The organism is Frateuria sp. GZRe12, from assembly GCF_051900535.1.
Classification (GTDB): domain Bacteria; phylum Pseudomonadota; class Gammaproteobacteria; order Xanthomonadales; family Rhodanobacteraceae; genus Frateuria_A.
The window spans coordinates 149,419-173,761 of record NZ_JBHZGI010000003.1; the positions used below are offsets into that span (position 1 = coordinate 149,419).

Sequence of the window (24,343 nt, forward strand, 5' to 3'; positions counted from 1 at the left end):
CTACGCGCTGAAATCATGACAAAAGCTATTAACCTGCTTTCCCTTATTCAGGCTCAAAGAGCTCTGGGCCAGGACGCGTTCGGAAAATACGCTGCCTGCTTTGGGATTGAGATACGACCGCATGAAATTGACGACCTATATTCGCTGGCTGAGCAGCTGCAGACCCCCGAACTGGATGGCCACCTGTTCGATCAATACTACGTAGGCTATCGAATTCCGCAAATAGGGAAGGAGTTTGACTTACTGAGGTTCGGTGACAACTATCACGTAAATATTGAGCTCAAGGCTGATTGTGAATCAGAGAAAATGCAGCGACAGCTTTGTAGGAATCGGTACTATCTTAGTTACCTTGAAAAGGATCTATTCTGCATTTCGTATTCCTCGCTAACGCAGCAGTTCTTCGTACTGACTACTGACGAAACACTAGAGCAGGTAGAAAGCGGGGTAGTACGAAATATCTTGGCGAGTCAGGCAATCGAAGAAGCAACATCAATCGACCACAAATTCAAACCTTCCGCCTACTTGGTTTCGCCCTTTAATTCTCCAGCAAAGTTTATGCTGGGGCAATATTTTTTGACATCCCAGCAAGAAGGTGTCAAACGCCAAATAATGGCGTTGGTTGAAAGCAGTGCGTCTAGTGCGTTCGTTTCGCTGACCGGAGCTGCGGGGACGGGTAAAACGCTACTTGCTTACGATATCGTCGCAGACTTGGCCCGCTCCGGGCGCACACCACTTATTATTCACTGTGGAAAACTCAACGAGGGCCACCATACGTTGGTCAATGCGGGTTGGAATATCATTTCCATTAGAGATATGTGGCGTCATCAGTTGAGCAGTTTCGGTCCCATTTTGCTCGACGAGGCTCAGCGTATTCGACCCGCACAGTTTTCCAGCCTAGTCAGTCAGATCAACTCCCATAAGGGGCAGTGTATTTTTTCATACGACCGGTCCCAGACCCTCGACGATCACGAGACTAGGAATGATATCGGAGCTCAAATTGCAGCCATTCCGGGAGTATCCAGTTTTTCTCTTTCCGAGAAGATCCGCACCAATAAAGAAATAGCAGATTTTATCAAGTCGTTTGTAAACTCTCATCGCGGGTTGAAGGTAAAAGATACCGGCAACATTGAATTCTTATATTTTAGTAACTCAGGTGATGCAAATCGGCACTTAGCATCGCTGGATGCTGCTAAATGGAAGGTTATCAAGTTCACTCCATCGCAGTATAACAGTGAGCATCACGAGACCTACTCGGTGGGGATACAGGCCACGTCGCACGATGTAATAGGGCAAGAGTATGACGGCGTGGCTGTTATGGTTGATCAGTACTTTTCATACAATCTTCAGGGTAATCTCATCTATACAGGTCGCGCGTACTACCAGCTGGCAAAAATGTTGTTTCAAAACATGACTAGGGCGAGGAGCCGACTTCGCCTGATAATTATTAATAACTTGCAAATGCTTGATGCGTGCATGCGAATCTTGGAGTGATCAACGGCAGAAGCCCGGGTCAGAGTGCACTTTACGTCTGAAACTGGGGTCAGAGTGCACTTTCCGATCGCCTTGAGGCGGTCGCCCTCCCCAACAAAAGGGGACCGCCAATAAAGGGGATGGAGGTGTTTAAGTTCTAACACAGGGGAGGGAGGGCGCTAAGTCCGCCCGCTCTGGCCTCTTCACCGCCAGCAAAAAGGGGTCAGGTTCACTTATTTTTGTGGCGGAGGGTGCCGAGTCCGCTCTAGCCTCTTCGCGGCGGCGTTTCCCTCGCCAGTTCCATACCCAGAAACAAAAGGCCGACGCGTAGCGCCGGCCTTTTGTTTTGCGTCCCAACACAGGTTCACCCGCAGGGCGGGCAGACCCGATCAAAGGTCGGCGCGGAACTCGACGCCGATCACGCGCGGATCGTTGACGAAGCCGGTGCGGTTGTTGAAGTCGATCGCTCCGATGAGCGCGCGCTTGTTGGTCAGGTTACGCGCGTAGAGCGCCACCTCGCGGCGGCCCATGTCCCAGTTGTAGCCCGCGCGCAGGCCGCCCTCGAGCAGCGGCTTGCCCTTGAACTCGGCCGAGTCGTAGAGGAAGAAATTCACCTCGCTGCGGTAGTTCCAGTCGGTGTAGACGAAGAACTCGCCGTCGTCGCCGTAGGGGATGCCGTAGCGGGCGGTGAACGTGCCGATCCACTTCGGTGCGTTGGGCAAGGCGTTGCCGTCGATCAACGCGTTGCCGTCGGCGTTGAGCGGGTCCAGCACGGTGCAACCAGAGCCGCAGATGGCAACCGCCAGGTTCGGGTCCTTCAGCGCGGTGTGGTTGTAGCTGCCGCCAGCGGTAAGCACCAGGTCCGGGGTCACCACCGCCTCGAGGTCGAACTCGGCGCCGTAGCCCTCGGTCTTCTTCGCGTTGATCAGGCGGGTGATGTTGATGTCGCCGCCCACCGCGGTGAGCTGCTGGTCGTGCATGGTGTAGCTGTACACGTCCGCGTTCAGGCGCAGGCGGTTGTCCATGCCGGTGGACTTGATGCCCAGCTCGTAGGAGGTGATGGTTTCCGGCTTGGCCTGCGAGATGAAGTCGGAGAACAGCACGCGGCCCTGCACGCTCGGCGCGCGGAAGCCGTTGGCCACGCGGGCGTACACGTTGACGTTGGGGCTGACCGTCCAGGTGCCGGTGACGTCGCCGCTCCAGCGCGAGTCGTTCGGGTTCGCGGTGAGGGTCAGCGGCGGCGCGCCAAACGGCGACTGCAGCCGGTCGACGCGGAAGTCGCGCTTGTCATGCGAATAGCGCGCGCCGGCACGCAGCTCGAAGTCGTCGGCGAGCTGGTAGTTGGCCGAGCCGAACACGGCCCAGGCCTTGGTGCGCTGGGTCTGATTGGCGTAGCCGTCCAGCGCATGGTCGTTGAAGGTCGCGTAGTCGAAATTGCTGATCGCGATGTCTTCGTCGAAATAGTAGGTACCGACCTGCCAGTTGAGGCGCTCCTGGCCGTTGCTGGCCAGCCGGAATTCCTGGGTGAGCTGACGGTCGCGCGGCATCGCGTCGGCGGTCTCGGACGGGAACGGGATGAAGCCCGGCCCCATCGGCGGATGGAACACCGCGCCATAGCCGCCGTCGACATCGCCCCGGCTATAGGTGGTGGCGTGTTCCAGGCCGGTGATCGACACGAAGCTGTAGTCGCCCAGGTTCCAGTTGAGGTGCAGGTTGCTGCCCCAGGTGAACAGGTGCTGCTTGTTGAGGCCGTCCTGCGCCACCTCGTCGCGCTGGAAGCCGGGCACGAAGGTGGGGCTGCCCAGTTCGATCGCGTTGGCGCGGTTGACCGTCGCGGTGCCGTCGAGCCAGCGCGCGTGGCCGTTGATAAGCGCGCTGAAGTCGCCGTTTTCGTACAGCGCCTGCAATCGCACCGCACGGTCGTTGTAGCCGCCCAGCGCGTTCTTCTGGCCGGTGTAGGTGTTGTCGATCCAGTTGTCGCGGTGCTGGGCCAGGGCCGAGACGCGGCCGGACCACTGCGCGCCAAGCGCGCCACCGAGTGCGGCCTCGGCATTGGCGGTGCCCAGCGAACCGTAGGACACGCGGGCGTAGCCACTGGTCTCGCGGCTCGGGCGGACCGAGTCGAACTTGATCACGCCGGCCGGCGAGTTGCGGCCGAACAGCGTGCCCTGCGGCCCGCGCAGCACCTCGACCTGCTCCAGGTCGAACAGCGGGAAGCCCTTGAGGATCGGGTTCTCCTGCACGATGTCGTCATACACCATCGACACCGGCTGCGAGGCGTTGAGATCGAAGTCGCTGTTGCCCAGGCCGCGAATGTAGAAGCGCGGGAACTCGCGTCCGTAGGAGGTTTCGGCATACACGCTGGGCGCGCGGGCGGCCAGCTGCAATACGCCGTCGCCGGACTGGCCGAACGCGTCCAGCTTCTCCGGCGTCACCACGGTCATCGCCATCGGCACCTTCTGCATGTTCTCCACGCGCTTGGAGGCGGTAACGTTCACCGTCTGCAGCTCGGTGGCCTTGGTCGCGTGCGGCTTGGCCGGTGCGGTGGTGTCCTGCGCCAGCGTGGCGGTTGGCGACAGCGCCAGGGCGGCGAGGATGGAGGCGGCGAGCACGGCGGTGCGTGGCGGGCGTGCGACGGACATGGGTCATTCCCCTGTGGATGGCAACGGTGGGCGTGGCGACAAGCCGCGCATTGTCATACAACCGTGCTAGAGGGGGAACAGATCCGGCCGCCGTCAACCGGAACGGGGCGGGTTCACTTGACAACGAAGGGGCTAAGGGCCAAGGGGCCGTACAAAGGCCGCCATTCCCGCCCCCGGCGCGGGGCAGGCTCATCTTCTCGACGCGAAGCCGCGAACGCGTCCTCGCCAGGCCGAGGGGCACTCGACTTGACCGTCCGGGAGGCCGGCAGCTTGGCGAACAAAGGTAAAGAACGAGAACAAAGGGGACGGAGGGGGGCAAAGGGGACGGGCAAAGGGGACGGAGGGAATTAAGCCCTACGTTCCGAGAACAAAGGTGACGGAGGGAATTAAGAACAAAGGTGACGGAGGGAATTAAGCCCTACGTTCGGTTGGCGGCTCGTCCGCGCGACGATGAGACACTCGTGCGGGCGCGTCGGGTGTTCGATCAGGCGGAGAGGGCATTCTGCGAGCCTGGTCCGTGAGCGGAACGCTTGGCTGGAAGCGCGCAAGTCCGCTTCGCACTGCCGCGAAAGCAGAAAACATTCGTTCGCGGTGCGGCTGATACCATCCCCCAGAGTACGGGTCGGCCCTTCGCTAAGCCCGATCGAACGGCGCCAGTGCGCCAGAGGGCCAGGTGATCGACTTCGAACAGATTTTCGAGCATGCGCCGACCGCATGCATGGTGCTCGATCGCGAATTCCGCTACGTGAAGGCCAATGGCGCCTATCTGCGGATCACGGCCAGTCCGTGGGAGGCCCTGGAGGGGCGTCAGTTGTTCGATGTGTTTCCGGACGATCCGGCCGACCCGGCGCGCCAGGGCGTGGGGATGTTGCGGGCTTCGCTCGAGCGCGTGCTGGCGACGGGCGAGGCGGACACGCTCGCGCTGATTCCCTACCGGGTGCCGCGGCATACGGACCAGGGTGTGGTGCTGCAGGATCGCTACTGGAGCGCCACCCATACGCCGCTTCTCGATGCGAGCGGCAAGGTGGCCTGGATCGTCCAGCGGACGGAGGACGTGACGGAGCTGCACCGGTTGCGTCAGTCGGTCATCGCCGGGGAATCTGCGCAGGCACACGTCGAACTGGAGACGCGCGTGCTGCACCGGGCCCAGCAGGCGCAGCAGGAGAAATTCGCGGTCGAGCGGGAGCGCCGCCATCTGCGCGACCTGTTCGAGCAGGCGCCGGGATTCGTCTGCATCCTGCGCGGCCGCGACTATGTCTTCGATATCGCCAATGCGGCCTATCGCGACATGGTGGGACGGCAGGCGATCGTCGGTCTCCCGCTGGTGGAGGCCCTGCCGGAAGTGGCGCAACAGGGGTTCGTCACCCTGCTGGATCAGGTAAGTCGCACCCGGACGCCTTACGTCGGCCGGGCGGCGCGGGTCCTGCTGGAGCGCGACGGTGCGCTGTCGGAGTTCTTCCTCGACTTCGTCTACCAGCCGATCCAGGAGCCGGACGGAAGCGTGTCGGGCGTGTTTGTGCTCGGTCACGACGTGACCGACCGGGTTCTCGCCCATCGGGATCTGGTCCGTCACCACGAACACCTCGAGGAGCTGGTCCAACAGCGCACGAGCGAACTGGCCGAGGCGGAGTCGGCCTTGCACCAGGCGCAGAAGATGGAGGCCGTCGGCCGGCTGACCGGCGGCGTGGCCCACGATTTCAACAACCTGCTCCAGGTGATCGCGGGCAACCTGCAACTGGTGCAGTCGAACCTGCCCGACGATGCGATCGCCCAGCGCCGCTTGCGCAATGCCGCACTGGCGGTCGAGCGGGGCGCGAAACTCGCGGCTCAACTGCTTGCATTCGCCCGCCGCCAACCCCTCAAGCCGCGTGTGCTGGACGTGTCGCGGTTGCTGCACGACATGGACGACATGTTGCGCCGGGTACTCGGCGAGGCGGTCGTCCTGACCACCGATGCGCAAGCCGCGCTGTGGCACGTGTGCGCTGATCCCGGGCAGATGGAAAACGCGCTGCTCAACCTGGCGATCAACGCGCGCGACGCCATGGCGGCCGACGGGCGATTGGTCCTGGCCGCGAGCAACCTTGCGGTCGACGACCGCAGTCCTTCCGACGGGCAGTTGGCGCCGGGTGACTACGTGGTCGTGTCCGTGTCCGACAACGGTTGCGGCATGCCGCTGGATGTGCGCGACCTGGCATTCGAGCCGTTCTTCACGACCAAGCCCGAAGGCCATGGCACCGGACTCGGGTTGAGCATGGTCTACGGGTTCGTGAAACAGAGCGGTGGCCACGTGACGATCGAAAGCACGGTGGGCGAGGGCACCACCGTCCGCATCTTCCTGCCCCGCGCGGAAGGTTCTGTCGTTAACGAAGACGACGAGGATCCCCGGTCTTCGGAAAGCGGTGAGGGGACGGTGCTGGTCGTGGAGGACGACCCGCAAGTGCGCGATACCGTGATCGACCTGATCGGCGATCTCGGCTACCGGGTGCTCGCGGCATCGAGCGGCGAGGAAGCCTTGCGCGTACTCGAAACCGATCTTCCGATCGACCTGCTGTTCTCCGACGTCGTGATGCCGGGGGCGGTCAAGAGTACCGCGCTGGTGCGGGGGGCGCGGGAACGTCGGCCCGGGATAGCCGTGCTTTATACCTCCGGCTATCCGCGCGATGTCATCGCGCGCAACGGCAGCGTTGAAGCGGACGTGGAGTTGCTGCGCAAGCCTTACAGCCGCGAGGCGCTGGCCCAGGCGTTGAGCCGGTTGTTGAGCGCAAAACAGGCCGCTGCTTGATCACCCGGGTTGGGGTGCGCTTTTCGGGAAGGTGCCAGGGCACGTCCTCCACCAGGGAGCACGTTGGCCTGCCGGGCCAGGGTGGTCGTCGGGAAAGGGGTCACGTTCATTTATTTCTGCCCATGAACAGAGGGAGCTGAGGGAAATCAAGCAGCGCTCGCGGGCCGTAGACGAGCACGGCTTCATCGTCGTCACGGCTTGCTCGGACGGCCAACTTCGCCACGCTGGACAACGGTCCGTGATGTGGCCTGCGTCACAGACTCAAACGTGCGGACGGGCGTATACCAGCGTTGCCCGATGTTTCTCACCTCACTCCCGCATCGGGCCCCTGGGCGCCCGGCGCCACACCGGGCGCCCATCCTTGTGGTCAAGGCTGGTCGATCAGCCATCGCCGAAAAGCGCAACCATGCTCTTTCTGGCCAAGCTGCCGGAAACAGTGGCGATCAGATGCCTGTTGCTCCGTCGTGCGGCCTGGCCCGCACGGCAGCGTTTCCACTTTCCGGTGCGCTCGGAATCAGGGCCTCCGTGATCCGGGCAGGCGGCATCGCGGGCGCGTAGAACCATCCCTGCGCAAGGTCGCAGCCGATCTTTTCAAGAAGGGTGGCCTGACCTTGGGTTTCCACGCCTTCGGCCACGACGGTCAGGTTCAGGGCGTGCGCCATGGCGACGATGGCGCTGATGACTTCGACGGCGGCCGGCTCTTCGGGCGCGCCTTCCAGGAAGCTCTTGTCGATCTTGACTACCGTGACGGGCAGGTGGCGCAAGTAGGCGAGCGAGGAATAGCCCGTGCCGAAGTCGTCGATGGCGATGTGCACGCCCAGGGCCCGGATGGCCTCCAGCGTGGTGGCAACCGCGGCTTCGGTGCCCACCAGTGCGCTTTCGGTGATTTCCAGTTCGAGCAGTTCGCCGGGCAATTGCGTGTGTGCGAGTACCGATTCCACTGCCGCGATGAGTCCCGGGCTGGCCAGTTGACGTGCGGAAAGGTTGACGGCCATGCGCAGCGTCGATGCGCCTGCGGCCCGCCAGAGCGCCAGTTGCTCGCACGCGGTCCTGATCACCCACTCGCCCAGTTCTTCGATGAGGCCGAGTTCTTCCGCGCAGGGAATGAACTCGCATGGCGATACCAGATCGGTACCGCGACGCCATCGCAGCAAGGCCTCGACACCCATGATCCTGCCGGAGCGCAGGCAATGCTGCGGCTGGTAATGCAGTTCGAACTCGTCGCGCTGCAGGGCGTGGCGGATGGCGGTGCCCATGGTGACGAAGTGGCTTGCCTGCGCACTCTGGCTGGCGCGGTAGAAGCTGATGGCGTTGCGCCCGTTCTGCTTGGCGCGCGACATCGCCGTGTCCGCATTTTTCAGCAGGGCTACTGCGGTGTCTCCATCGTCCGGGTACAGGCTCACGCCCATGCTCGCGCTCAGGAACACCTCCTCGCCACCCACGACCAGGCCGCGGGCAAGCGCCTGTCGCGCCTGTTCGGCCAGGGCGGTGACCTGGCCGACGTCGACCGAGCGCAAGGTCAACACGAAGTCGTCGCCGCCGAGCCGCGCCACGGTATCCCCGGGGTCGGCAAGCGCCCTGAGCCGGTCGGCGACCTGCTTGAGCAGTTCGTCCGCGACCGGATGGCCGAAGCGATCGTTGATGCGCTTGAAGTTGTCCAGATCGATGAGCAGCACGGACAGCGCGATGCCTGGCTGGCCGAGCGCGTGGTTGATCCGGTCCAGCAGCAGGTGGCGGTTCGGCAGGCTGGTGAGCGGGTCGTACTGGGCGAGGAAGCGCAGATCGCGCGTGCGTTTTCCGACCGCCCGCCGCAGCGAGTAGACCCACGCCAGCAGCAGGACACCGACCAGCGCAAGCGCCGATGCCACCGCCTTGAAGCGCTGCGCGTAACCGGTCAGGTCGACGCGCTGGCCCATCCATTTGTCGTGCAGCCGTTCCCGCTCCTGCGGGGTGATCCGCGCCATGCCCTGCTCGACCAGTGCAAGGGTCGCCGCGTCGCCCTTGCGCACGCCCCGGCGGAAGCGGTCGCTGTAGAAGTCGAACGCCTTGACGAAATCGTCCTGCGCGTGCAGTCGATAGAGGTAGTACTCGGCCGGCGAGCGGTCCATGCAGAAGATGCGGATGTCGCCGCGGCGCGCGGCGTCGATGATGTCGCTATAGCCGGTGTACTCCCGCATGCTCGACACGCCCGCCCGGTGCAGCCGTTCGATGCACGCATCGCCGCGCTGGACGCCGACCACGAAGCCCCTGAGGCCGGAGGCGTCGGCGATGCCGGTCAGGTTGCGATCGGCATAGATGCCTGTCTCCACGGTGGCGAAGGGGCGTGTGAAATCCAGCGTGGCGGCGCGCTCGGGAGTGCGGAAGATCATGTCGATGACGTCGGCCTGGCCGGACCGCATGCGCTGCTGGGCGTCGGCCCAGTTGGTCGCCGTCAGTTCGACCCTGACGCCGGTCTTGCTCTCCCAGAGCTTCCACGCATCGACTGCATAGCCTTGTGGCTTGCCATCGGGGCCAATGAACAGATAGGGCGGGTAGTTGTTGTCGCCGACGACCCGTAGCGTCCTGGTGGCGGCAGCGGCGGCGAGCGGCAGGCAAAGCACCAGCAGGCAGGCTGCAAACGTGGACAATTTCGTCACGCTTTCCCCTCGTCCTTGATCCCGGGAACAGTTAACCCACGAATGGCTGCGGGTCAACAAGACGCTTCCAGGGTGCGCGCTCAAGGATCGAAACGCGCGCAACAAAGGGGCTGCGCAATCACGCGACTCATCAGGGGACCGGTACCGCGCGATGATCGCGCGGACCTTGCCCCGGGACCGCCCGTGCGGTCCGCCTAGGCCGATTGTGTGCTCCGCCGTGCCGCTTCCAGCAGATCGGCGACCGTGCCGACCAGTTCGGCCTGGCGGAAAGGTTTCGCCAGCCGGGGCAAGCCGCCGGCCTCGCGTTCGGTCAGGGTGGCGAAGCCGGTGATCATCAGCGCGGGAATGTGCGGCCGCAGGCTGCGGACCGCGCGGGCCAGCTCCGCGCCGGTCATGCCGGGCATGGCGTAGTCGGTGACCAGGGCATCGAACGCCAGACCCGTGTGGATCTTCTGCAGCGCCTCATAGCCGGAGCCGACGGCAACCACGGTGTATCCGGCGTCGGCGAGCATTTCGGCCGTTCCGCCGCGCACCAGGTCCTCGTCATCGACGAGCAGCACGGTCGCGGGCGGAACCTCGGGGATCGCTGCATCGTTCGCGGCGATGCGCTGGGTGGCAGGCTCTTCCGCGGATACAGGCAACCACAGCGTCGCGGTGGTGCCCCGGCCCGGCCGGCTGTCCAGCGCGAAGGCGCCGCCGGACTGGGCGGCCAGTCCATGCACCGAGGACAGGCCCAGCCCCGTGCCGCGACCGACGCCCTTGGTCGTGAAGAAGGGATCGATCGCGCGCTTGACCGTTTCGGCGTCCATGCCGATGCCGGTGTCGGTGACCGAGAACCGGATATAACGTCCTTCGCCCAACCCCGGATGATCGCCCGCGGCTTCCTCGGTGACACACACGGCCAGGTCGCCACCGGTGGGCATCGCATCGCGGGCATTGACGACCAGGTTCAGCAGCGCCAGTTCCAGTTGGTTGGGATCGACCAGCGCCGGCGGCAGCGCGTCCGCGCAGGTGATCGAAAGCCGGATGCCGGGCCCGATCGACCGGGACACCATGTCGCTGAAGCCGTGCAGGAGCCGCGCGACGTCGACGGGGCGCGGCGCCAGGTGTTGCCGCCGGGAAAAGGCCAGCAGCCGCTGGATGAGCGTCCGCGCACGCTCGGCCGCCTGCAGGCCACCGGCGGTCATGCGGCGGGCGCGCTCGTCGCCGTCCAGCCGTCGCGCGAGCGTGTCGAGCGCGCCGAGGATCGGCGTCAGCAGGTTGTTGAAGTCATGCGCGACGCCGCCGGTGAGTTGACCGATGGTTTCCATCTTCTGCATCTCGTGGACCTGCGCGAGCGCGGCCTGGCGTTCCTCCACCGCGACGGCAATGCGCTCCTCCAGCTCGGCGGTCAGTTGGCGCAGCGCGTCCTCGCCCCGCTTGCGTGCGGTCATGTCGCTGGCCGCACCGAACCATTCGACCACCCGTCCATCGTCGTCGAGCATCGGCACCGCCCGGGCATGGGTCCAGCCCTGGCTGCCGTCGGCCTGGCGGATGCGGTGTTCCGACTCGAACATGCTCCTGCTTGCGACGGCTTCCCGGACGGCCGCGATGACGCGCGGCTGGTCGTCGGGCTCGACATAGGTTTCCAGCCAGCCCTCGCTCGGCTCGGTGGTGTCGGCGAGGAAGCCTTGTCCTTCCAGCGCGCGCAGTTCGCGCCAGTCCGCGCTCATCCGGAACACCGAATACGCGCCCGTGGTCAGCAGGGCGCGGAAGCGGGCCTCGCTTTCACGCAGGGCGTTCTCGGCGGTGGCCTGCTCGATCGCCGCCCAGGTGCGTGTGGCCACGTCCTCGATCAGCGCCACTTCCTGCTCGGTCCAGCGATGCGGCTCGCGGAAGTTGACGTACAGGGAGGCCACCAGGCGCCCGTCGCGTATCAATGGCACCGATACGACCGCGCGTGTCTGGATCGCCCGCCAGACCTCCGGATCGTCCGCCTCGGCCTCGACGTCGTTGCAGACCTCGGTCAGGCCTTTCCGGTGGCGGGCCACGCGCTCCGCGCCGAATCGGGCGAGCGGAAAGTGGCCCGTCAGCGGCTCGACGCCTGCGGCGAAGCAGGCTTCGTACACGAGCGTTTCACCATCCTGCTGCAGCCTGGCGTAGCCGACGCGCTGGGCGCCCAGGTGACGGCCCAGCGCCGTGACCGCACGCTCGATCAGGACCCTCGGATCAGCAGCCCCGCTAAGGGCTTCTTCCAGTTCGATGCGAAAGCGCTGACGGTGGGTAGCCAGCACCTGGTCCGTGGTCTCGGCCACCGCGCAGAACATGCCGCCGACCGAGCCGCTCTCGTCCCATACCGGCGAATATGAAAAGGTGAACCAGGTCTGCTCGTCGAAGCCTTTGCGATTCATGAGCAGCGGAAGGTTTTCGCGGTAGACGCCCTCGCCGGACATGGCCGCCTCGATCAGCGGCGCGATGTCCGGCCAGATCTCCCGCCAGATGTCTTCGAAGCGCGCACCGAGCGACGCCGGGTGCTTCGCACCCAGTATCTCGGCGTAGGAGTCGTTGTACAGAAAGCCGAGTTCCGGTCCCCACGCGACGAACATCGGGAATTTCGAGTTCAGCAACAGGCTGACGACCGAGCGCAGTGATTGTGGCCAACGGTCGGGCCCGCCAAGCGGCGATCGCGACCAGTCGTGGGTGCGCATCATGGCGGCGACTTTTCCGCCGCCGGCGAGAAAGCTTTCCTCGGGCGACATGGCATCAGACAGGGGCACGGGGCTCTTCCTCTTGGGGGTGGCAGCCAGGCCGTTCGAGGCCGGATGCGCACGTAGATGGTTAGAGCGAGGGCTCTGCGTCGCGACCGGCGAGGCTCCAGCGGGCAGGTGAATCTGCCTGCAATTCTCCGATCAACAGCGGAGCCTACCAACAAGGTCCTGAAAATGATGTGCGGCAGACGGTAAGAGCGGGAGGTGGTTTGCCAGTCGCTATCCGGAGCCTGCTCCGCCAAAGAGGCAAAGCGGGTTCGCGGGACGGTCATCCGCCCGACGTGCGAGCGGCGCTCGGGTCGCTTAATCTGCGCGTCCTGCCAGGCGAGCGGAGGCACGTCCGTGGAGATTTCGGCCTTCATCCGTAACGTGCCCGACGGCCATTCGGTACGCGTGTCCACCGCCGGCCGCAGCCAGTTCCTGCTCGTGCCGGGCAAACCCGAGGGGCCCGGAAGTTCGATCAATGGCGGCGAGTTGCTCATGGCCGCCCTCGCCACCTGCTACTGCAACGACCTGTATCGCGAGGCCGTGCGGCTCGGCATCCAGATCAACGGTTGCGAGGTGTCGGCGACGGCGCTGTTCGACGGCGTGGGTCTGGCGGCGAAAGCGATCACCTACGCAGCAAGGGTGGACTCGCAGGCACCGGCGGAGGAGGTCGAGCGGCTATTGGCCGAAACGGATCGGCTCGCCGAAGTCCACAACACGCTTCGAGCCGGTTGCCCGGTCGAGCGCGTCGCGTGGGGCGCGTTCGCCGACTGACGCTCGCTGCACAAGGAAAGGGAAACGCGGCTGGTCTGCCTCCATGAGGATGGCAGGCGCCAGGCGGCTGCCCGACAAAACGTAGACACGCGTGGCTGTACGGTTGAGTCTGCCCCGGGGTTCGGACGGTCGGTCGCTCGTCACGCTGGTGTCAGTCGATAACCGGGGCACCTCTCGCTTTCGAGGCGGGCCCCATGGCCGCTGACGGGGGCGAGCGGTCCCCCACGCCACGCAGGGGACGCGCCAGACTCAGGGAGTCTCGTTGCCCAACGCGTTCCAGTCCTGCTTCTTGGGCATACTCCCCCTCGGCCAGATGGCCGCAACAAAGGGGAATGGATATGCGCAAGACGATCCTTGCAGCGCTGATGGCGCTGGGAGCGGCCCAGGCCGCGCAGGCCGCGGACGTGGTGCACATGCAGCGGCCGGCGCCGTTCAACGAAGATGCCGACGTGCCGGGAGCGGTGCTGCGCGAGTGCAAGCTGGACGAGCAACTGGCGGACTTCGTGGCGCAGTACGGACGCGAAAAGGGCGTCACGGTGGAGTTCGCGCCACAGGTGACGGCAACTTCGGGTGGCCAGGCGCTGGTCGTGGAGATCACCGACGTAGTGTCCGAGGGCAACGCGTTCCTTGGGCACCACAAGGCGGTGACGGTCAAGGGCAAGCTCTACCGGGATGGCCAGCTCGTCGGCAGCTTCAAGGGCCGCCGCAACTCCATGGGCGGCGCGTTCGGCGGCTTCAAGGGTTCGTGCTCGGTCCTGGGTCGCTCGGTCAAGGCGCTGGGCGAGGACATCGCCGGATGGCTGGTGGCGCCCACCGAAGGTGCCCAACTGGGCGACCTCCAATAGCAGGCGGCGCGGGCACATCGGCAGCGCCTGCCACAGGGTGCCGCGGTCAGCGGCACCTTCCTCGCAAAGGCCGCGTCAGAGTGCATTTTTGGCGTGACTCTCATCCTCCTACGGATGTGAGCCGCCTGTACTGCCTTGTTCGTGGCGCCCGCCCGCCACTGATCTGGATCATCCAGGTGACGGACACCGCCAAGCCGAGCTGACGAGGGCGAAATCGACGTACGTTCAAAGGCTGGGGATGCGAGCGGGGCGGATAGCTACGCGGCGTAATCCACGGTTTAGACTCGCCGAACGATCATCATCCAAGGAGGAGCTGGCCATGCAACCCATCCGTTACTGCCCGATCGTGGTCCTGGCGTTCGCGCTGGCTGCCTGCGGCCATGGCAATGCGCCCGCCGGCGATGCCGCGACCCCACAGGCGGAAGCGCAAGCCGGATCGGCTCCGGCTTCGGCGAAGGCTGTCGCGACCGACCCGTCTTCGGTAGCCCAGGCCCGTACGGCGCGCCCGCTGGAGGTCAGTGATCTGGACGCGTACGCCAAGGGCATGCAAAAGGAAATCGAATTGCGCCAGGCGTCGAGCGACAAGGCAGCCAAGGCCAAGGCCGACCACGACCAGGAAACCGAGGTGGCCGCGCTTGCGGACCTGACCAGCGCCGAAGTCGACAACGCCGGCGCCAAGGCGGCGGGCCTGGATGCGGCTCGCTACGATTTCATCAAGCACGCCGTCGACAAGGTGCTCAGCGCGGTCTCGATGAGCAGCGCCATGGCCAAGATGGAGGGCGGAGCGCAGATGCAGCAGAAACTCGGCGATCCCTATGCCGGTTTGAATGCGGATGTCGCTGCGGCGCTGAAATCGCGGGAAGCCGAACTCGGCAAACTGCGCGAGGGCAACATGGCCATTCTGGTGAATGCCCAGAATCTTTGATTGGCGGGCCCTTGGGCGCCCGGCACCACGCCGGGCGCCCAAGCTCAAGACATGGAGCCGAAAGTCCAGGGTGCACTTCCGGCCGCCGCGCAGCCTTTGATTGACGTGTCCTGGGCAAGGTGCGGTCGAGAGGTGCGGAGACGGCAATGACGCGAACCTGGACGATCATCGGCGTGGCCGACGTGGCGCGGAGCTTCCGTTGGTATCGCGCGCTGTTGGGGCAGCTTCCGGGTGACCCTGCGCATGACTACTTCGGTCAGCTATGCGATGACGACGGCACCGTCCTGCTGTGCCTGCACAAGTGGGGCTCCCACGACCATCCGACCCTGCGCAGCGCGGATCTGGCGGAGCCCGGGAATGGACTGTTGCTGTTCTTGCGCGTGGACGATTTCGATCGAGTGCTTTCCAACGCCAGAACGCTTGTCGACCAGCTCGCCGAGGAGCCGCGGCTCAATCCGGCCACCGGAACGCTGGAGTTTGCCCTGCGCGATCTGGATGGCTACTACGTGATGGTCAGCGCGCTGACCTGAAGGCACCAGGCGCTTCAAACGAGTGGTCGTTACCGCCCGGCGTCGTCCTTCGCCGACCGCGGGCGGGTTTCCGGCATGGTCAGCAGTACGGGCAATACGGCCAGCGCGACGGCTGCGATCATCGCGCCGGGCGCGGCATGCCAGCCGGTCCGGCGGACCAGCAGCTCGGCCAGGAACGGCGCGAGGCCGCCGAAGAGCGCGGTCGCCATGGTGACGCCGAGCGCCAGGCCGCTCAGGCGCCCCTCGCCCGGGAACTGCTCGGCGGTGGCAGGGGCGCCCACGGCGCTGACGCCACCGGCCAGGCAAGCCAGGGTAATGGCGCCGCCCGCGATGGCCAGTTCGCCCCCGCCGTGCATGAGCCCGAACAGGGCCAGCGGAAGCAGCATGCTCGCGATGGCCAGCCAGGTCAGCACGGGCTTGCGTCCGATGCGGTCGGAAAGCGCCCCGGCGAACGGCGTGACCACGATGACCGCCACGGCGGCGAGGGTCGACATCCACAGCGAGCGGCCCTCGGCCAAAATGCCCGACGAAATCAGGAACGTCGGTACGTAGGTGATGCCCACGTAATAGGTGATCGAACCCAGTGCCGAAATGGCGAATGTCCGCAGCAGGGCGGGACGATGATGGGCGAGCGTGTGGCGCAGCGGCGCCTCGGGCAGGCTTTGCTGACGCACCTGGCGCAGGAAGTCGGGCGATTCCTCCATCGTGGACCGGGCGAACCACACGCAACCGGCCAGCGCGGCCCCCACGAAGAAGGGAATGCGCCAGCCCCAGGCGTCCAGTTGCGCGGGACTCAGCAGGCCGACCGTCGCCGCGGAGACGGCCACCGCCAGTAGCGCACCGATCTCGCTGGCGGCGGACGCCAGCGACGTGATCAGCCCACGACGATCCGACCGCGCACCCTCCAGCAGGTAGGCGACCACCCCTGTGTACTCGCCGCCGACCGAGAACGCCATGAAACAGCGCAGAAGCATCAGTCCCCCACCTGCGGCAGGGCCGATCGCGGCATAGCCGGGGAGCAGCGCCGTGGCGAGCATCGCCAGTGTCATCAGCATCATCGACAGCAGAAGCGTGCGTTGCCGGCCGAGCCGGTCGCCGACGTGCCCGAACACGACTGCGCCCAAGGGTCGCATCGCGTAGGCGACCGCGAAACCACCGAGCGTTGCGAGCAGCGACGATTCGCCGCCACCGAAGAACACACGCGACAGCACGGTGGCGAAGTACAGGTAGAGCGTGAAGTCGTACCACTCCACGACCGTGGACAGCGCCGCGATCACCATGGAGGCGCGCGAGACCGGGTGGGCGCCGGGCTTGGAGGTCGAGGTCATGCAGGCGGGAACCGGAAGCTTGCGGTGGTCCGATGGTAACGGCGCGCCGCTGCGCACCCGGAAATCGCACCGCGCCCGGCTCGGAGCGGGCGGAGATCGCTTCGCCTCGCGCCGCCGGGCATGACCAGGACTGGCCAGGATGGCATCGGGCGGATCAGCTCTCCCCGACACGCTCCGCGAAGTGCGGGTGGCACTCGGTGTAGCCCTTGAATCCCAGTTCCTGTGGCGTGTGGGGCAAGCGGATGATGAGGTAGGCCTCTTGGCGTGCATCGTCCGCGGCGTGCTTGTCCAGCGGCCGCAAAATCACTTGGAGTCCGCTCTCGGCGAACGCGTCGGCGCCCGAGCGGGGCAGGGTGATCAGGGCTTCATTGAGCTTGAGCGTGCCGCTCGACTGTGCGCCGCCATAGACGAAGCTCGGCCAGCCGATGGCTGTGAAGCGGAACACGCAGCGGTCGCTGACGTTGCCAAGGCTGTCCAGGTCGGCCTTGCTCATGGTCTCCGGCTGCATGTCCTCCATCGCCACGCCGGCAAGAGCTTCGGCGGCGGTACGGTGCGGGGCGGCCGGCCTGGCCGGGTCGAGCGCCGCCTCGGTGTCGTTGCCGGTGGAGGGGTTGTCGAGGTGGCAGCCGGCAAGCGCGAAGCAGGCGGTGAGGCAGGCGGACAAGTGCAGGCGCGTCACGGCGTGGCCTCCTGGCGCGACGGCGTCCGGACGCCGTGCTGCCCGATGTCGTCGATCAGGTATTTCATCTGCGCGATCTCGCGTCGCTGCGCCTCGATGATCCCTTTGGCGAGCTTGCGCGTGCGCGGGTCGCGAATGTGCGCGCGCTCGCTGGTCATGATCGCGATGCTGTGGTGCGGGATCATCGCCCGCATGTAGCTGACGTCATCTACTGTCGCCTGGCTGCGCACCAGCCACAGTGCCACGGCGAACACCAGCACCGACGCGCCCAGGATGATCACGTTGAGGCGCACGTTGCGGTACATCGACCGCATGAAGCCGAGCATGACCAGCGCCATGACCGCGCCCATCACGAATGCCATCCAGAAGCGCGTCTGGCTGAAGAACACGTGGTCGATCGAATAGGTGTTGAGGTACATCAGCACGAACATCAGCGCGGTCGACGTGCCCACCATGGCGAGGAAACGGCCGTAGCCCATGCCTTTCATGGGATGGCCCTGGTGCTGGTGATCGCGCCCGTCGGAAGGGTGAGCCGGATGGCGCGCGTAACGTTGGGTTCCTGTTTGCATGGGTTTTCCTTATTTCCGGTTGCCGATGGCGGCTCACGCCCGAGGCAGGATGCCTGGCGCCGGGAAGGGAATGCCGGTTGGTGGGATCAGCGATCCGGGTACGTCCATCCCCTCGCGACTTTTTAAGCCCGCGCGGGTACGGCGAGCGTGAATCGCCCGCTGCGGGCAAGCGTGCAGGGCGCCGGATGGGCCGGTTCCCTCACCCTTTTGCAACGGTCAGATCGCGAGAGTTCTCTCGTTGGTCGCACTGCTGCGCACTCTGCTCGCAAGACTGCGGTCGTTCGACCGGGGTGGTGGTTCGGGCGTGGCCCGGCTCTCTCTGTTGCGACCGGAGCCGGTACCCATCCCCGCAGGGCGAAACGATCGAGCCGATGCCGTGTGGACAGCCATCTGCGAGCGCCGTGGCCGCGGGGACCCATGCAACAACTCTTCACTCCGGACGGGCGGTATCTGGTGGTTCGTGGCCGGCTATGGCGCGTGGCAAACCCCACGCTCGCGCCCGGGGTTCGGGATGAGTGGGTTCGCCGCCTCATGGCCGCGCGCCGGGCCGTGCGAGCGGCGCATCAGTCGGATGATGGCGAGGCGCTTGCGCTGGCTCGGAAGGCAGTGGACGAGGCCAAGGTGGCGCTCGGCGAGCGGGGTCCGGTGTGGTGGACGGATGGCGCGCCCGACCTGAATCGCCGCATGGTGAAAAACAGCCCCTACGCCGATTGGTACGAGCGCTGCAACGGATCCGGAAACGATCCAGGCACGGCGGATTGATCCGCGCCGCCGATGCGGCGAGCGAGGTTCATCGCTCGCCGGCGCCCGGCGGCATCGCCCCGAGTTGCTCGGCAATCGATCGGGTCTTGTCGATCACCACGTCGCCAGTGTGGCGGGTGGATTTGCGCTCGATCAGCAGGACCAGGCACTCCTCGTCGGCGACCGGATTGTGTCGCACACCCTTGGGTACCACCCACATCTGGCCTGCCCGGAGCTCGACCACGTCGTCCTCCAGCTCGATGCGCAGGGAGCCACGGAGCACGTAGAACAGCTCGTCTTCGGCCTCGTGGCTATGCCAGGCGAGCACGCCCTGGATGCGGGCGACCTTGACGTAGGCGTCGTCCACCTCACTGATGACGCGCGGCGACCAGAGATCCGGCAAGGCGGCCGCGATGGCTTCGGGCGAGAGGGGCGCGGGCATCGGGAAACATCCGAGGGGGAAGGGCCCATCCTGGAACGCCGCCAGGGGCTGGACAAGTGCACCATCCGGCGGGCCGCACGCGCGGCTGCCCGGATTGTCGGAATGGGAGAGCGCCGGCTGACGCTGATGCAGACGGCAGGCCGTTGAAAGCGCTTTGGGTGTCGCCCGGCCGCGAGCCGTAGGGCGCGCCGCACTGGATGGCGATCACCGGGCGCCGGGAGGGGCGATGTCCTTCAGATGTCCTGCCGGCTGCGGGCGCTTGACCTGGGAGGTCATTGTCCGCGGGCACGGCCCGAGGCACCGTGTGGCGCCTCTTGCAATTGGAATCCTGCGCCGTGCGTTTTCCCCTCCCGTGTACCTTCCTGTTCGCGCTACTGACTCCGGGTTGCCCGGCGTTGGCCGCACCGCAGCCGCCGCGCGTCGCGACCGGCACGCTGGACCATGTGCTGCTCTGGGGCCACGACATCGAGGAGGTCACCTCGGTCATGACGGCCAGGCTCGGCTTCCAGGTCGTGCCGGGAAGGAATCCGGACGGCGTGGCCAATCGTTACGTCCGCATGGCGGATGGCAGCTACGTCGAGCTGCTCGGGATCACGCGTCCGAAAGCGGCGATGGATCCGGGGATGCTCGCCGACCAGGCATCGTTGCGGGGTGGGGCAGGAGCCAGGACGTTCGGGCTGCGGACGCGGACGCTCGACCTGCGCCGCAAACAACTGCTTGCCGAGGGCTTCGCGCCCACCGACGTGTTCGCGGCGTCGGCGAACGATCCAGACGGGGATGGCCCTGCCCACCCGCCGCGGTGGCGGTTGTTCGCCTTCCAGCGCGACCCGCTGTCGAGCCATCTTTTCTTCATCGACTACGCGGCGCTTCGGGCGACGCCGAGCCGCGAGGCGGACACGCACGCGGCTCGCATCCATCCCAACGGCGCGCAGGCGGTGACCGCGTTCTGGCTGCTATCCGCCGACGCCGAGGCCGACCGGCAGCGCCTGGAGCGCATGGGCTTCGGTGGCGCCACGCCGGTTCGCTTCCCGCAGGTGGCCGCACGCGGTTATTGCATCCCGGTCGACGGCAAGCGCCTTCTTGCACTGCAGCCCGACGGGGCCGGCATCGCCGCGGACGCCCTGCGCACCGGTGGCCCGCAGGTGCTGGGAATCGACGTGGCCGTGGCGGATCTCGAACTGGCGCGCCGGCGGGTGGCACGCGGTTATGAAGCCGACGTGGCGGCCTACGACGGACTGTTCGGGCCCGCGTTCCTGGCGCCGTCCCGCGAGGACCTGGGCATGCTGATCGAATTCCACGCTTCGCAGGCGACCGGACAGGCGATGGCGTGTCCGGCTGCCGGCAGCTGACCTGCTTCGGACAACGGGGCCAGGGTCGCGTGCGGCGATGAGCCGTCGCGGCGTGTTGCGAAGCCGTCAGATCGGTTTGGCTGCGCCCGCGTGGCGCGCGACGAAATCGCCCGCCGGTTCCGGGCGGCCCAGGTGGTAGCCCTGGGCGTAGTCGCAGCCCATCGACACCAGCAGGTCCTGCGTGGCGCGGTCTTCCACGCCCTCGGCGACCGTGGCCATGTCCATGTGGTGCGCCATCTGGATGATCGATTGCACGAGCTTGGCGGTGCGCGGATCGTGGGCCACGTCGCATACCAGCGAGCGGTCGATCTTCAGTTCGGAGGCCGGGAAGCGGCGCAGGTACGCGATGGATGCGTAACCGGTGCCGAAGTCGTCGATGGCGATGCGGGCGCCGCGATCGCGCATGCGGCCCATCGCATGCGCGATCGCGTCCAGGTCGTTCACCAGCGCCGTCTCGGTGATCTCCGCCACGACCACGCTGGGCGACAGGCCCCAGATTTCCAGCAGATCCATCAACTGTTCGACCAGGCCGGGCTTGGCAAACACCCGCGGCGAGAAATTGATGGCGAAGGTGAGTCCGGGCGCATTGCGCAGCATGGCTGCGTGGCGCAGCGTGGTGCCGATGCTCCAGCGGGTCAGCGCCTGGATCAGGTCGCTCCGTTCGGCAAATCCGACGAAGCTGGCCGGCGAAACCAGGCCTTGCCGCGGGCTCGCCCAGCGCGCCAGCGATTCCACGCCGGCGATGGTGTTCCGCTGCAGATTCCATACCGGCTGGAAATAGGTGCTCAGCCGGTTGACTTCGATCGCCTCGCGCAATTCCTCGTAGACGATCTCGTCGTGCGTTTCGCAGGGTTCGTGCAGCAGGCACGATTCGCCGCGCGCATGCGCAGCGGCCAACGCCATGTCCGCGCGACGGCACAACAGGTCCGGCGTGTCGGCGTGTTCGGGATGGAGCGCCACGCCCATCTCCGGACGGCCCTGCAACGGGCAGGGCAGGTCGTGCAGCGGCCGCTCGAAGGCCTGCAGCAGTCGCATGGCGGCCAGCAGCACGTGGTTGTGGCTGTGCAGCCCGGGGAGCACGACAACGAAGCTGTCGTCACCGGCGGAGAACACGCGGTCGATCGGGCGCAAGGCGGCGCTGATCCGTTCCCGCGCGCGCAGGTGCGCTTGTTCGCCGATCGCGTAGCCGAAACGCAGGCTTGCCTCGCGCAGGCCTTCCACGCGCAGCATCATGACCGCCAGGTGGCCTGCGGCTGGCCGCGACAACTGCCCTCCGATGGCCTCGAAGATGTCAGCGCGGTTGAGCATCGCGCACCGGACTCATGCGGCCAGGAACAGGTCGGAGGTGTCGATCGGACAATCGCCTGGCGCCAGGCTTCGCACGATGCTGATCGTGCCGGAGGCCTCGTGGTTCATCAGGTCGATCACCTGGAAATCGTTGACGCGCTGCTTGTGGGGCGTGCTCAGCAGCACCACGCGCGGACGAAGCCGGCGCGCCTGGTTCTGCGCCATGACGACGGCAATTTCGCCGGTGCTCAGTTCAACCAGCGACCCGGTGGGATAGACCCCCATGCAGACCTGGAACTGCTCGACCAGCTCGTCCTGGAAAAGCTGGTCGCGCTCGGCATAGATGCGGCGCAGCGCAGCGTGGCGCGAGACGGCAGCGCGGAAGGGGCGCGGGCTGACCATCGCGTCGTAGGTATCGACGATGCCCAGCATGCGGCCGGGCAGCGGTATCTGCGAGCCCATCAGCCGTTCGGGGTAGCCGCTGCCGTCGTAGCGCTCGTGGTGGTGGCGCACGATGTCGAGCACGTCCGGGTCGGCGATGCGCGAATTGGCGAGGATGGCCATGCCTTCGTGCACGTGCGAGCGCACTGTGTCCATCTCGCCCGGCGACAGCGGACCGGGATGTTCCAGCAGCTCGCGCGGCAGACGTGCCTTGCCGACGTCCATCAACAGGCCGCCGGCGGCCATGCTGATGATCGTCTCTTCGGCCAGGCCCATGTGCCTGCCGAACGCGGCGGCCAGCGCGCTGCAGCTGATGGCGTGGCGGTAGCTGTAGCTGTCGTGGCCGCGCAGGCCTTCGACCCAGAAGAACGCATCGACGTTGCGCAGCACGCTGGCGACGAGGGGCCGCACGGCTCGTTCCACGTGCTCGGCGGATAGCTCGCGGCCGGACGTCACGTCCTCGAAAATCCGGTCGAGCATGGCCGTGGCGTTGTCCAATGCCTCGTGCGCGTGCGGCAGCTCGGTGTCCATCGGCACGGCGCTGGCATAACGGGTCGACGCGTCGAAGCGCTGGGTCGATACCTGCGAGCGGGTGATCACCGACGCTTGCGGCGGCGGATCGGCCACCAACCGGCGGGCGTCGATGTAGACGTGCTCGCAGTACGCGCTCAACGCCTGGATGCTTTCCATGCTGGTCAGGGCGAGCCCTTGCAGCGGAAACGGGGTTTCCTCCCATGGCCGGTCGAGCCGGCACACGTACATGCCGACCTGCAGGTCGGCCACGTCCATGCAGCGTTCCTCCAGCTCATAAGTCATGGGGCATACCGTGCGTGGCTGGCGTTGGGCATGGTTCGAAAGTTGCGGCGGGCATCGGGATCGACCGGGACAAAGCCGTAGGTCGTACTTGCTGCATCGGCGCTGCCGGCCGTTTCTTTAGGGGGATGCGGGGCCGGAAGTACTTGATCCCGGTGGAAATGCGACGAGGAAGCGGGAAGGATCACGCAGGCCTGAACGGTCCTGCCTTGCCACGAAAGGCAAGGCAGGTGCGCCCCCGTTTGCCGGTTAGAGTGTCTCTCTCGCCACTCCAGGCACGGATCTCCATGCAGCCTTCGCGTCGGGAGAAGCTATGGATCGCAGCGGCTGGCCTGACGGCATGCCTCTTGGGCGCTTTGGCGGGCTATCTCGCGTTGCTGCCCGAATGGGAGGCCCAGTTCCACGGCGGCGTGCTGGACGAGGATCGGGGCCTGGTGCTCTGGCATAACGCGCGGATGGCAGCGGTGGCTTTTGCCGTCGTGGGGCTGGCCGCGTTTGCCGCGATCGGCCCGTTGCCGATCCTGTTGCGCCGCCTCCTGCGCCGCATGCGCCGGTAGCCGGGATCGGGAATGCACTCTTCCGACCCCCGGGTCCGCGCCTGCAGGTGAGTTACCGCGCCAGCACCACGTGGGTGGCCAGCTCGGAGGCGACGTGCTCGGTCACCTTGAAGCCGAGGGCAGGGAGATCAAGACCGGCGAAGATGGCCTCGCCTTGTCCCAGCACGGCCGGCGCGATCGCGAAGTGCACCTCGTCGACGAGACCGGCCTGGAGGTACTGGCGGACGGTGCTCACGCCGCCGCCGATCTTTATGTCCTTGTCGCCAGCGGCGGCCTTCGCCTGGTCGAGCGCGTCGCGGATGCCGCCGGTGACGAAGTGGAACGTGGTGCCGCCTTCCATCGCGATCGGGTCGCGCGGGTGGTGGGTGAGCACGAAGGTGGGCGCGTGGTAGGGCGGGTTGTCGCCCCACCAGCCTTTCCACGCCTCGTCGGGCCACGGACCGCGGATGGGGCCGAACATGTTGCGGCCCAGGATGAAGGCGCCGAAGCCCGCCATCGACCGCTCGGCGTACGACTCGTCCGTACCCTCCGATCCGCCGGATGCACCTTGCATGGCGCGGAAGGTCCGGGTGCCGAAAAACCACTGGAACATTTCCGGGCCACGTTTGCCCAATGGGTTCTGCAGGCTCTGCCCGACGCCTGCACCGAAGCCGTCGATCGAAACGGAAAAACCCGCGACGCGCACCTTGCCCATGGCATGCCTCCGTGATGAATCCCCAGCTTACCCGTCGAACGCCGCGGAAGTCGGGTCTGTCGACGCACGCATCGACCCTCCATCCGACCTGCGACGCCGGATTTCGC

General features: G+C 66.0%; 19 protein-coding genes. 9 read left to right on the top strand and 10 right to left on the bottom strand.

The annotated features are described in order from the left end of the window. Positions 1 to 15: 15 nt before the first annotated feature. Positions 16 to 1,491 carry a hypothetical protein gene (locus tag ACFWZ4_RS09245; protein ID WP_439704397.1) on the top strand — a complete coding sequence of 492 codons (1,476 nt, stop codon included), beginning with the start codon at positions 16 to 18 and terminating at the stop codon, positions 1,489 to 1,491. 368 nt (positions 1,492 to 1,859) lie between these two features. Here the strand turns inward: ACFWZ4_RS09245 and ACFWZ4_RS09250 are convergent, their stop codons facing one another. Continuing rightward, positions 1,860 to 4,112, bottom strand: coding sequence for a TonB-dependent receptor (locus ACFWZ4_RS09250; protein ID WP_439704398.1), 2,253 nt, complete (start codon positions 4,110 to 4,112; stop codon positions 1,860 to 1,862). A 673-nt stretch (positions 4,113 to 4,785) separates the two neighbouring features. On the opposite strand from ACFWZ4_RS09250, the gene ACFWZ4_RS09255 reads away from it, so the two are divergent. Next, the gene (locus tag ACFWZ4_RS09255; RefSeq protein WP_439704399.1) at positions 4,786 to 6,894 is read left to right on the top strand and encodes a PAS domain-containing protein; all 2,109 of its coding nucleotides are present in this window, start codon (positions 4,786 to 4,788) and stop codon (positions 6,892 to 6,894) included. A 443-nt stretch (positions 6,895 to 7,337) separates the two neighbouring features. Here the strand turns inward: ACFWZ4_RS09255 and ACFWZ4_RS09260 are convergent, their stop codons facing one another. Both ACFWZ4_RS09260 and ACFWZ4_RS09265 read right to left on the bottom strand, forming a co-directional pair. Further along, positions 7,338 to 9,530: a putative bifunctional diguanylate cyclase/phosphodiesterase gene (locus ACFWZ4_RS09260; protein ID WP_439704400.1), complete on the bottom strand. Its 2,193-nt coding sequence runs from the start codon at positions 9,528 to 9,530 to the stop codon at positions 7,338 to 7,340. A gap of 194 nt (positions 9,531 to 9,724) precedes the next feature. Beyond that, positions 9,725 to 12,286 carry an ATP-binding protein gene (locus ACFWZ4_RS09265; RefSeq protein WP_439704401.1) on the bottom strand — a complete coding sequence of 854 codons (2,562 nt, stop codon included), beginning with the start codon at positions 12,284 to 12,286 and terminating at the stop codon, positions 9,725 to 9,727. A 333-nt stretch (positions 12,287 to 12,619) separates the two neighbouring features. On the opposite strand from ACFWZ4_RS09265, the gene ACFWZ4_RS09270 reads away from it, so the two are divergent. From ACFWZ4_RS09270 to ACFWZ4_RS09285, 4 genes are all read left to right on the top strand, one after another. Beyond that, positions 12,620 to 13,036, top strand: coding sequence for an OsmC family protein (locus ACFWZ4_RS09270; protein WP_439704402.1), 417 nt, complete (start codon positions 12,620 to 12,622; stop codon positions 13,034 to 13,036). Positions 13,037 to 13,374: 338 nt separating this feature from the next. Further along, positions 13,375 to 13,881, top strand: a complete 507-nt coding sequence (locus ACFWZ4_RS09275) for a hypothetical protein (protein ID WP_439704403.1) — start codon at positions 13,375 to 13,377, stop codon at positions 13,879 to 13,881. Positions 13,882 to 14,200: 319 nt separating this feature from the next. Then, positions 14,201 to 14,806, top strand: a complete 606-nt coding sequence (locus tag ACFWZ4_RS09280) for a hypothetical protein (protein WP_439704404.1) — start codon at positions 14,201 to 14,203, stop codon at positions 14,804 to 14,806. A 146-nt stretch (positions 14,807 to 14,952) separates the two neighbouring features. Further along, positions 14,953 to 15,336: a VOC family protein gene (locus tag ACFWZ4_RS09285; protein WP_439704405.1), complete on the top strand. Its 384-nt coding sequence runs from the start codon at positions 14,953 to 14,955 to the stop codon at positions 15,334 to 15,336. Between the two features lie 29 nt (positions 15,337 to 15,365). Here ACFWZ4_RS09285 and ACFWZ4_RS09290 read toward each other — a convergent pair whose 3' ends face one another. The 3 genes from ACFWZ4_RS09290 to ACFWZ4_RS09300 all read right to left on the bottom strand — a co-directional run bounded on the left by ACFWZ4_RS09290 (position 15,366) and on the right by ACFWZ4_RS09300 (position 17,912). Further along, on the bottom strand, positions 15,366 to 16,664 hold the full coding sequence (locus tag ACFWZ4_RS09290; protein ID WP_439704406.1) for an MFS transporter: 1,299 nt from the start codon (positions 16,662 to 16,664) through the stop codon (positions 15,366 to 15,368). 154 nt (positions 16,665 to 16,818) lie between these two features. Next, positions 16,819 to 17,343, bottom strand: a complete 525-nt coding sequence (locus ACFWZ4_RS09295) for a DUF6692 family protein (RefSeq protein ID WP_439704407.1) — start codon at positions 17,341 to 17,343, stop codon at positions 16,819 to 16,821. Continuing rightward, positions 17,340 to 17,912 carry a DUF305 domain-containing protein gene (locus tag ACFWZ4_RS09300; RefSeq protein ID WP_439704408.1) on the bottom strand — a complete coding sequence of 191 codons (573 nt, stop codon included), beginning with the start codon at positions 17,910 to 17,912 and terminating at the stop codon, positions 17,340 to 17,342. Before ACFWZ4_RS09300 ends, ACFWZ4_RS09295 begins: the two co-directional genes overlap by 4 nt. A 417-nt stretch (positions 17,913 to 18,329) precedes the next feature. On the opposite strand from ACFWZ4_RS09300, the gene ACFWZ4_RS09305 reads away from it, so the two are divergent. Further along, entirely contained in the window at positions 18,330 to 18,674 is a 345-nt protein-coding gene (locus ACFWZ4_RS09305) for a hypothetical protein (RefSeq protein WP_439704409.1), read from the top strand. Positions 18,675 to 18,702: 28 nt separating this feature from the next. Here the strand turns inward: ACFWZ4_RS09305 and ACFWZ4_RS09310 are convergent, their stop codons facing one another. Further along, positions 18,703 to 19,095, bottom strand: a complete 393-nt coding sequence (locus ACFWZ4_RS09310) for a cupin domain-containing protein (protein ID WP_439704410.1) — start codon at positions 19,093 to 19,095, stop codon at positions 18,703 to 18,705. A 335-nt stretch (positions 19,096 to 19,430) separates the two neighbouring features. On the opposite strand from ACFWZ4_RS09310, the gene ACFWZ4_RS09315 reads away from it, so the two are divergent. Beyond that, the gene (locus tag ACFWZ4_RS09315; RefSeq protein ID WP_439704411.1) at positions 19,431 to 20,444 is read left to right on the top strand and encodes a VOC family protein; all 1,014 of its coding nucleotides are present in this window, start codon (positions 19,431 to 19,433) and stop codon (positions 20,442 to 20,444) included. 66 nt (positions 20,445 to 20,510) lie between these two features. On the opposite strand, the gene ACFWZ4_RS09320 is transcribed toward ACFWZ4_RS09315, so the two are convergent. Together ACFWZ4_RS09320 and ACFWZ4_RS09325 are read right to left on the bottom strand one after the other, a co-directional pair. After that, positions 20,511 to 21,752, bottom strand: a complete 1,242-nt coding sequence (locus ACFWZ4_RS09320; RefSeq protein WP_439704412.1) for a putative bifunctional diguanylate cyclase/phosphodiesterase — start codon at positions 21,750 to 21,752, stop codon at positions 20,511 to 20,513. 12 nt (positions 21,753 to 21,764) lie between these two features. Then, the gene (locus ACFWZ4_RS09325; protein ID WP_439704413.1) at positions 21,765 to 22,988 is read right to left on the bottom strand and encodes an HD-GYP domain-containing protein; all 1,224 of its coding nucleotides are present in this window, start codon (positions 22,986 to 22,988) and stop codon (positions 21,765 to 21,767) included. 284 nt (positions 22,989 to 23,272) lie between these two features. On the opposite strand from ACFWZ4_RS09325, the gene ACFWZ4_RS09330 reads away from it, so the two are divergent. Further along, the gene (locus ACFWZ4_RS09330; protein WP_439704414.1) at positions 23,273 to 23,542 is read left to right on the top strand and encodes a hypothetical protein; all 270 of its coding nucleotides are present in this window, start codon (positions 23,273 to 23,275) and stop codon (positions 23,540 to 23,542) included. Positions 23,543 to 23,594: 52 nt separating this feature from the next. On the opposite strand, the gene ACFWZ4_RS09335 is transcribed toward ACFWZ4_RS09330, so the two are convergent. After that, positions 23,595 to 24,236: a dihydrofolate reductase family protein gene (locus ACFWZ4_RS09335; RefSeq protein ID WP_439704415.1), complete on the bottom strand. Its 642-nt coding sequence runs from the start codon at positions 24,234 to 24,236 to the stop codon at positions 23,595 to 23,597. Between the last annotated feature and the right edge of the window lie 107 nt (positions 24,237 to 24,343).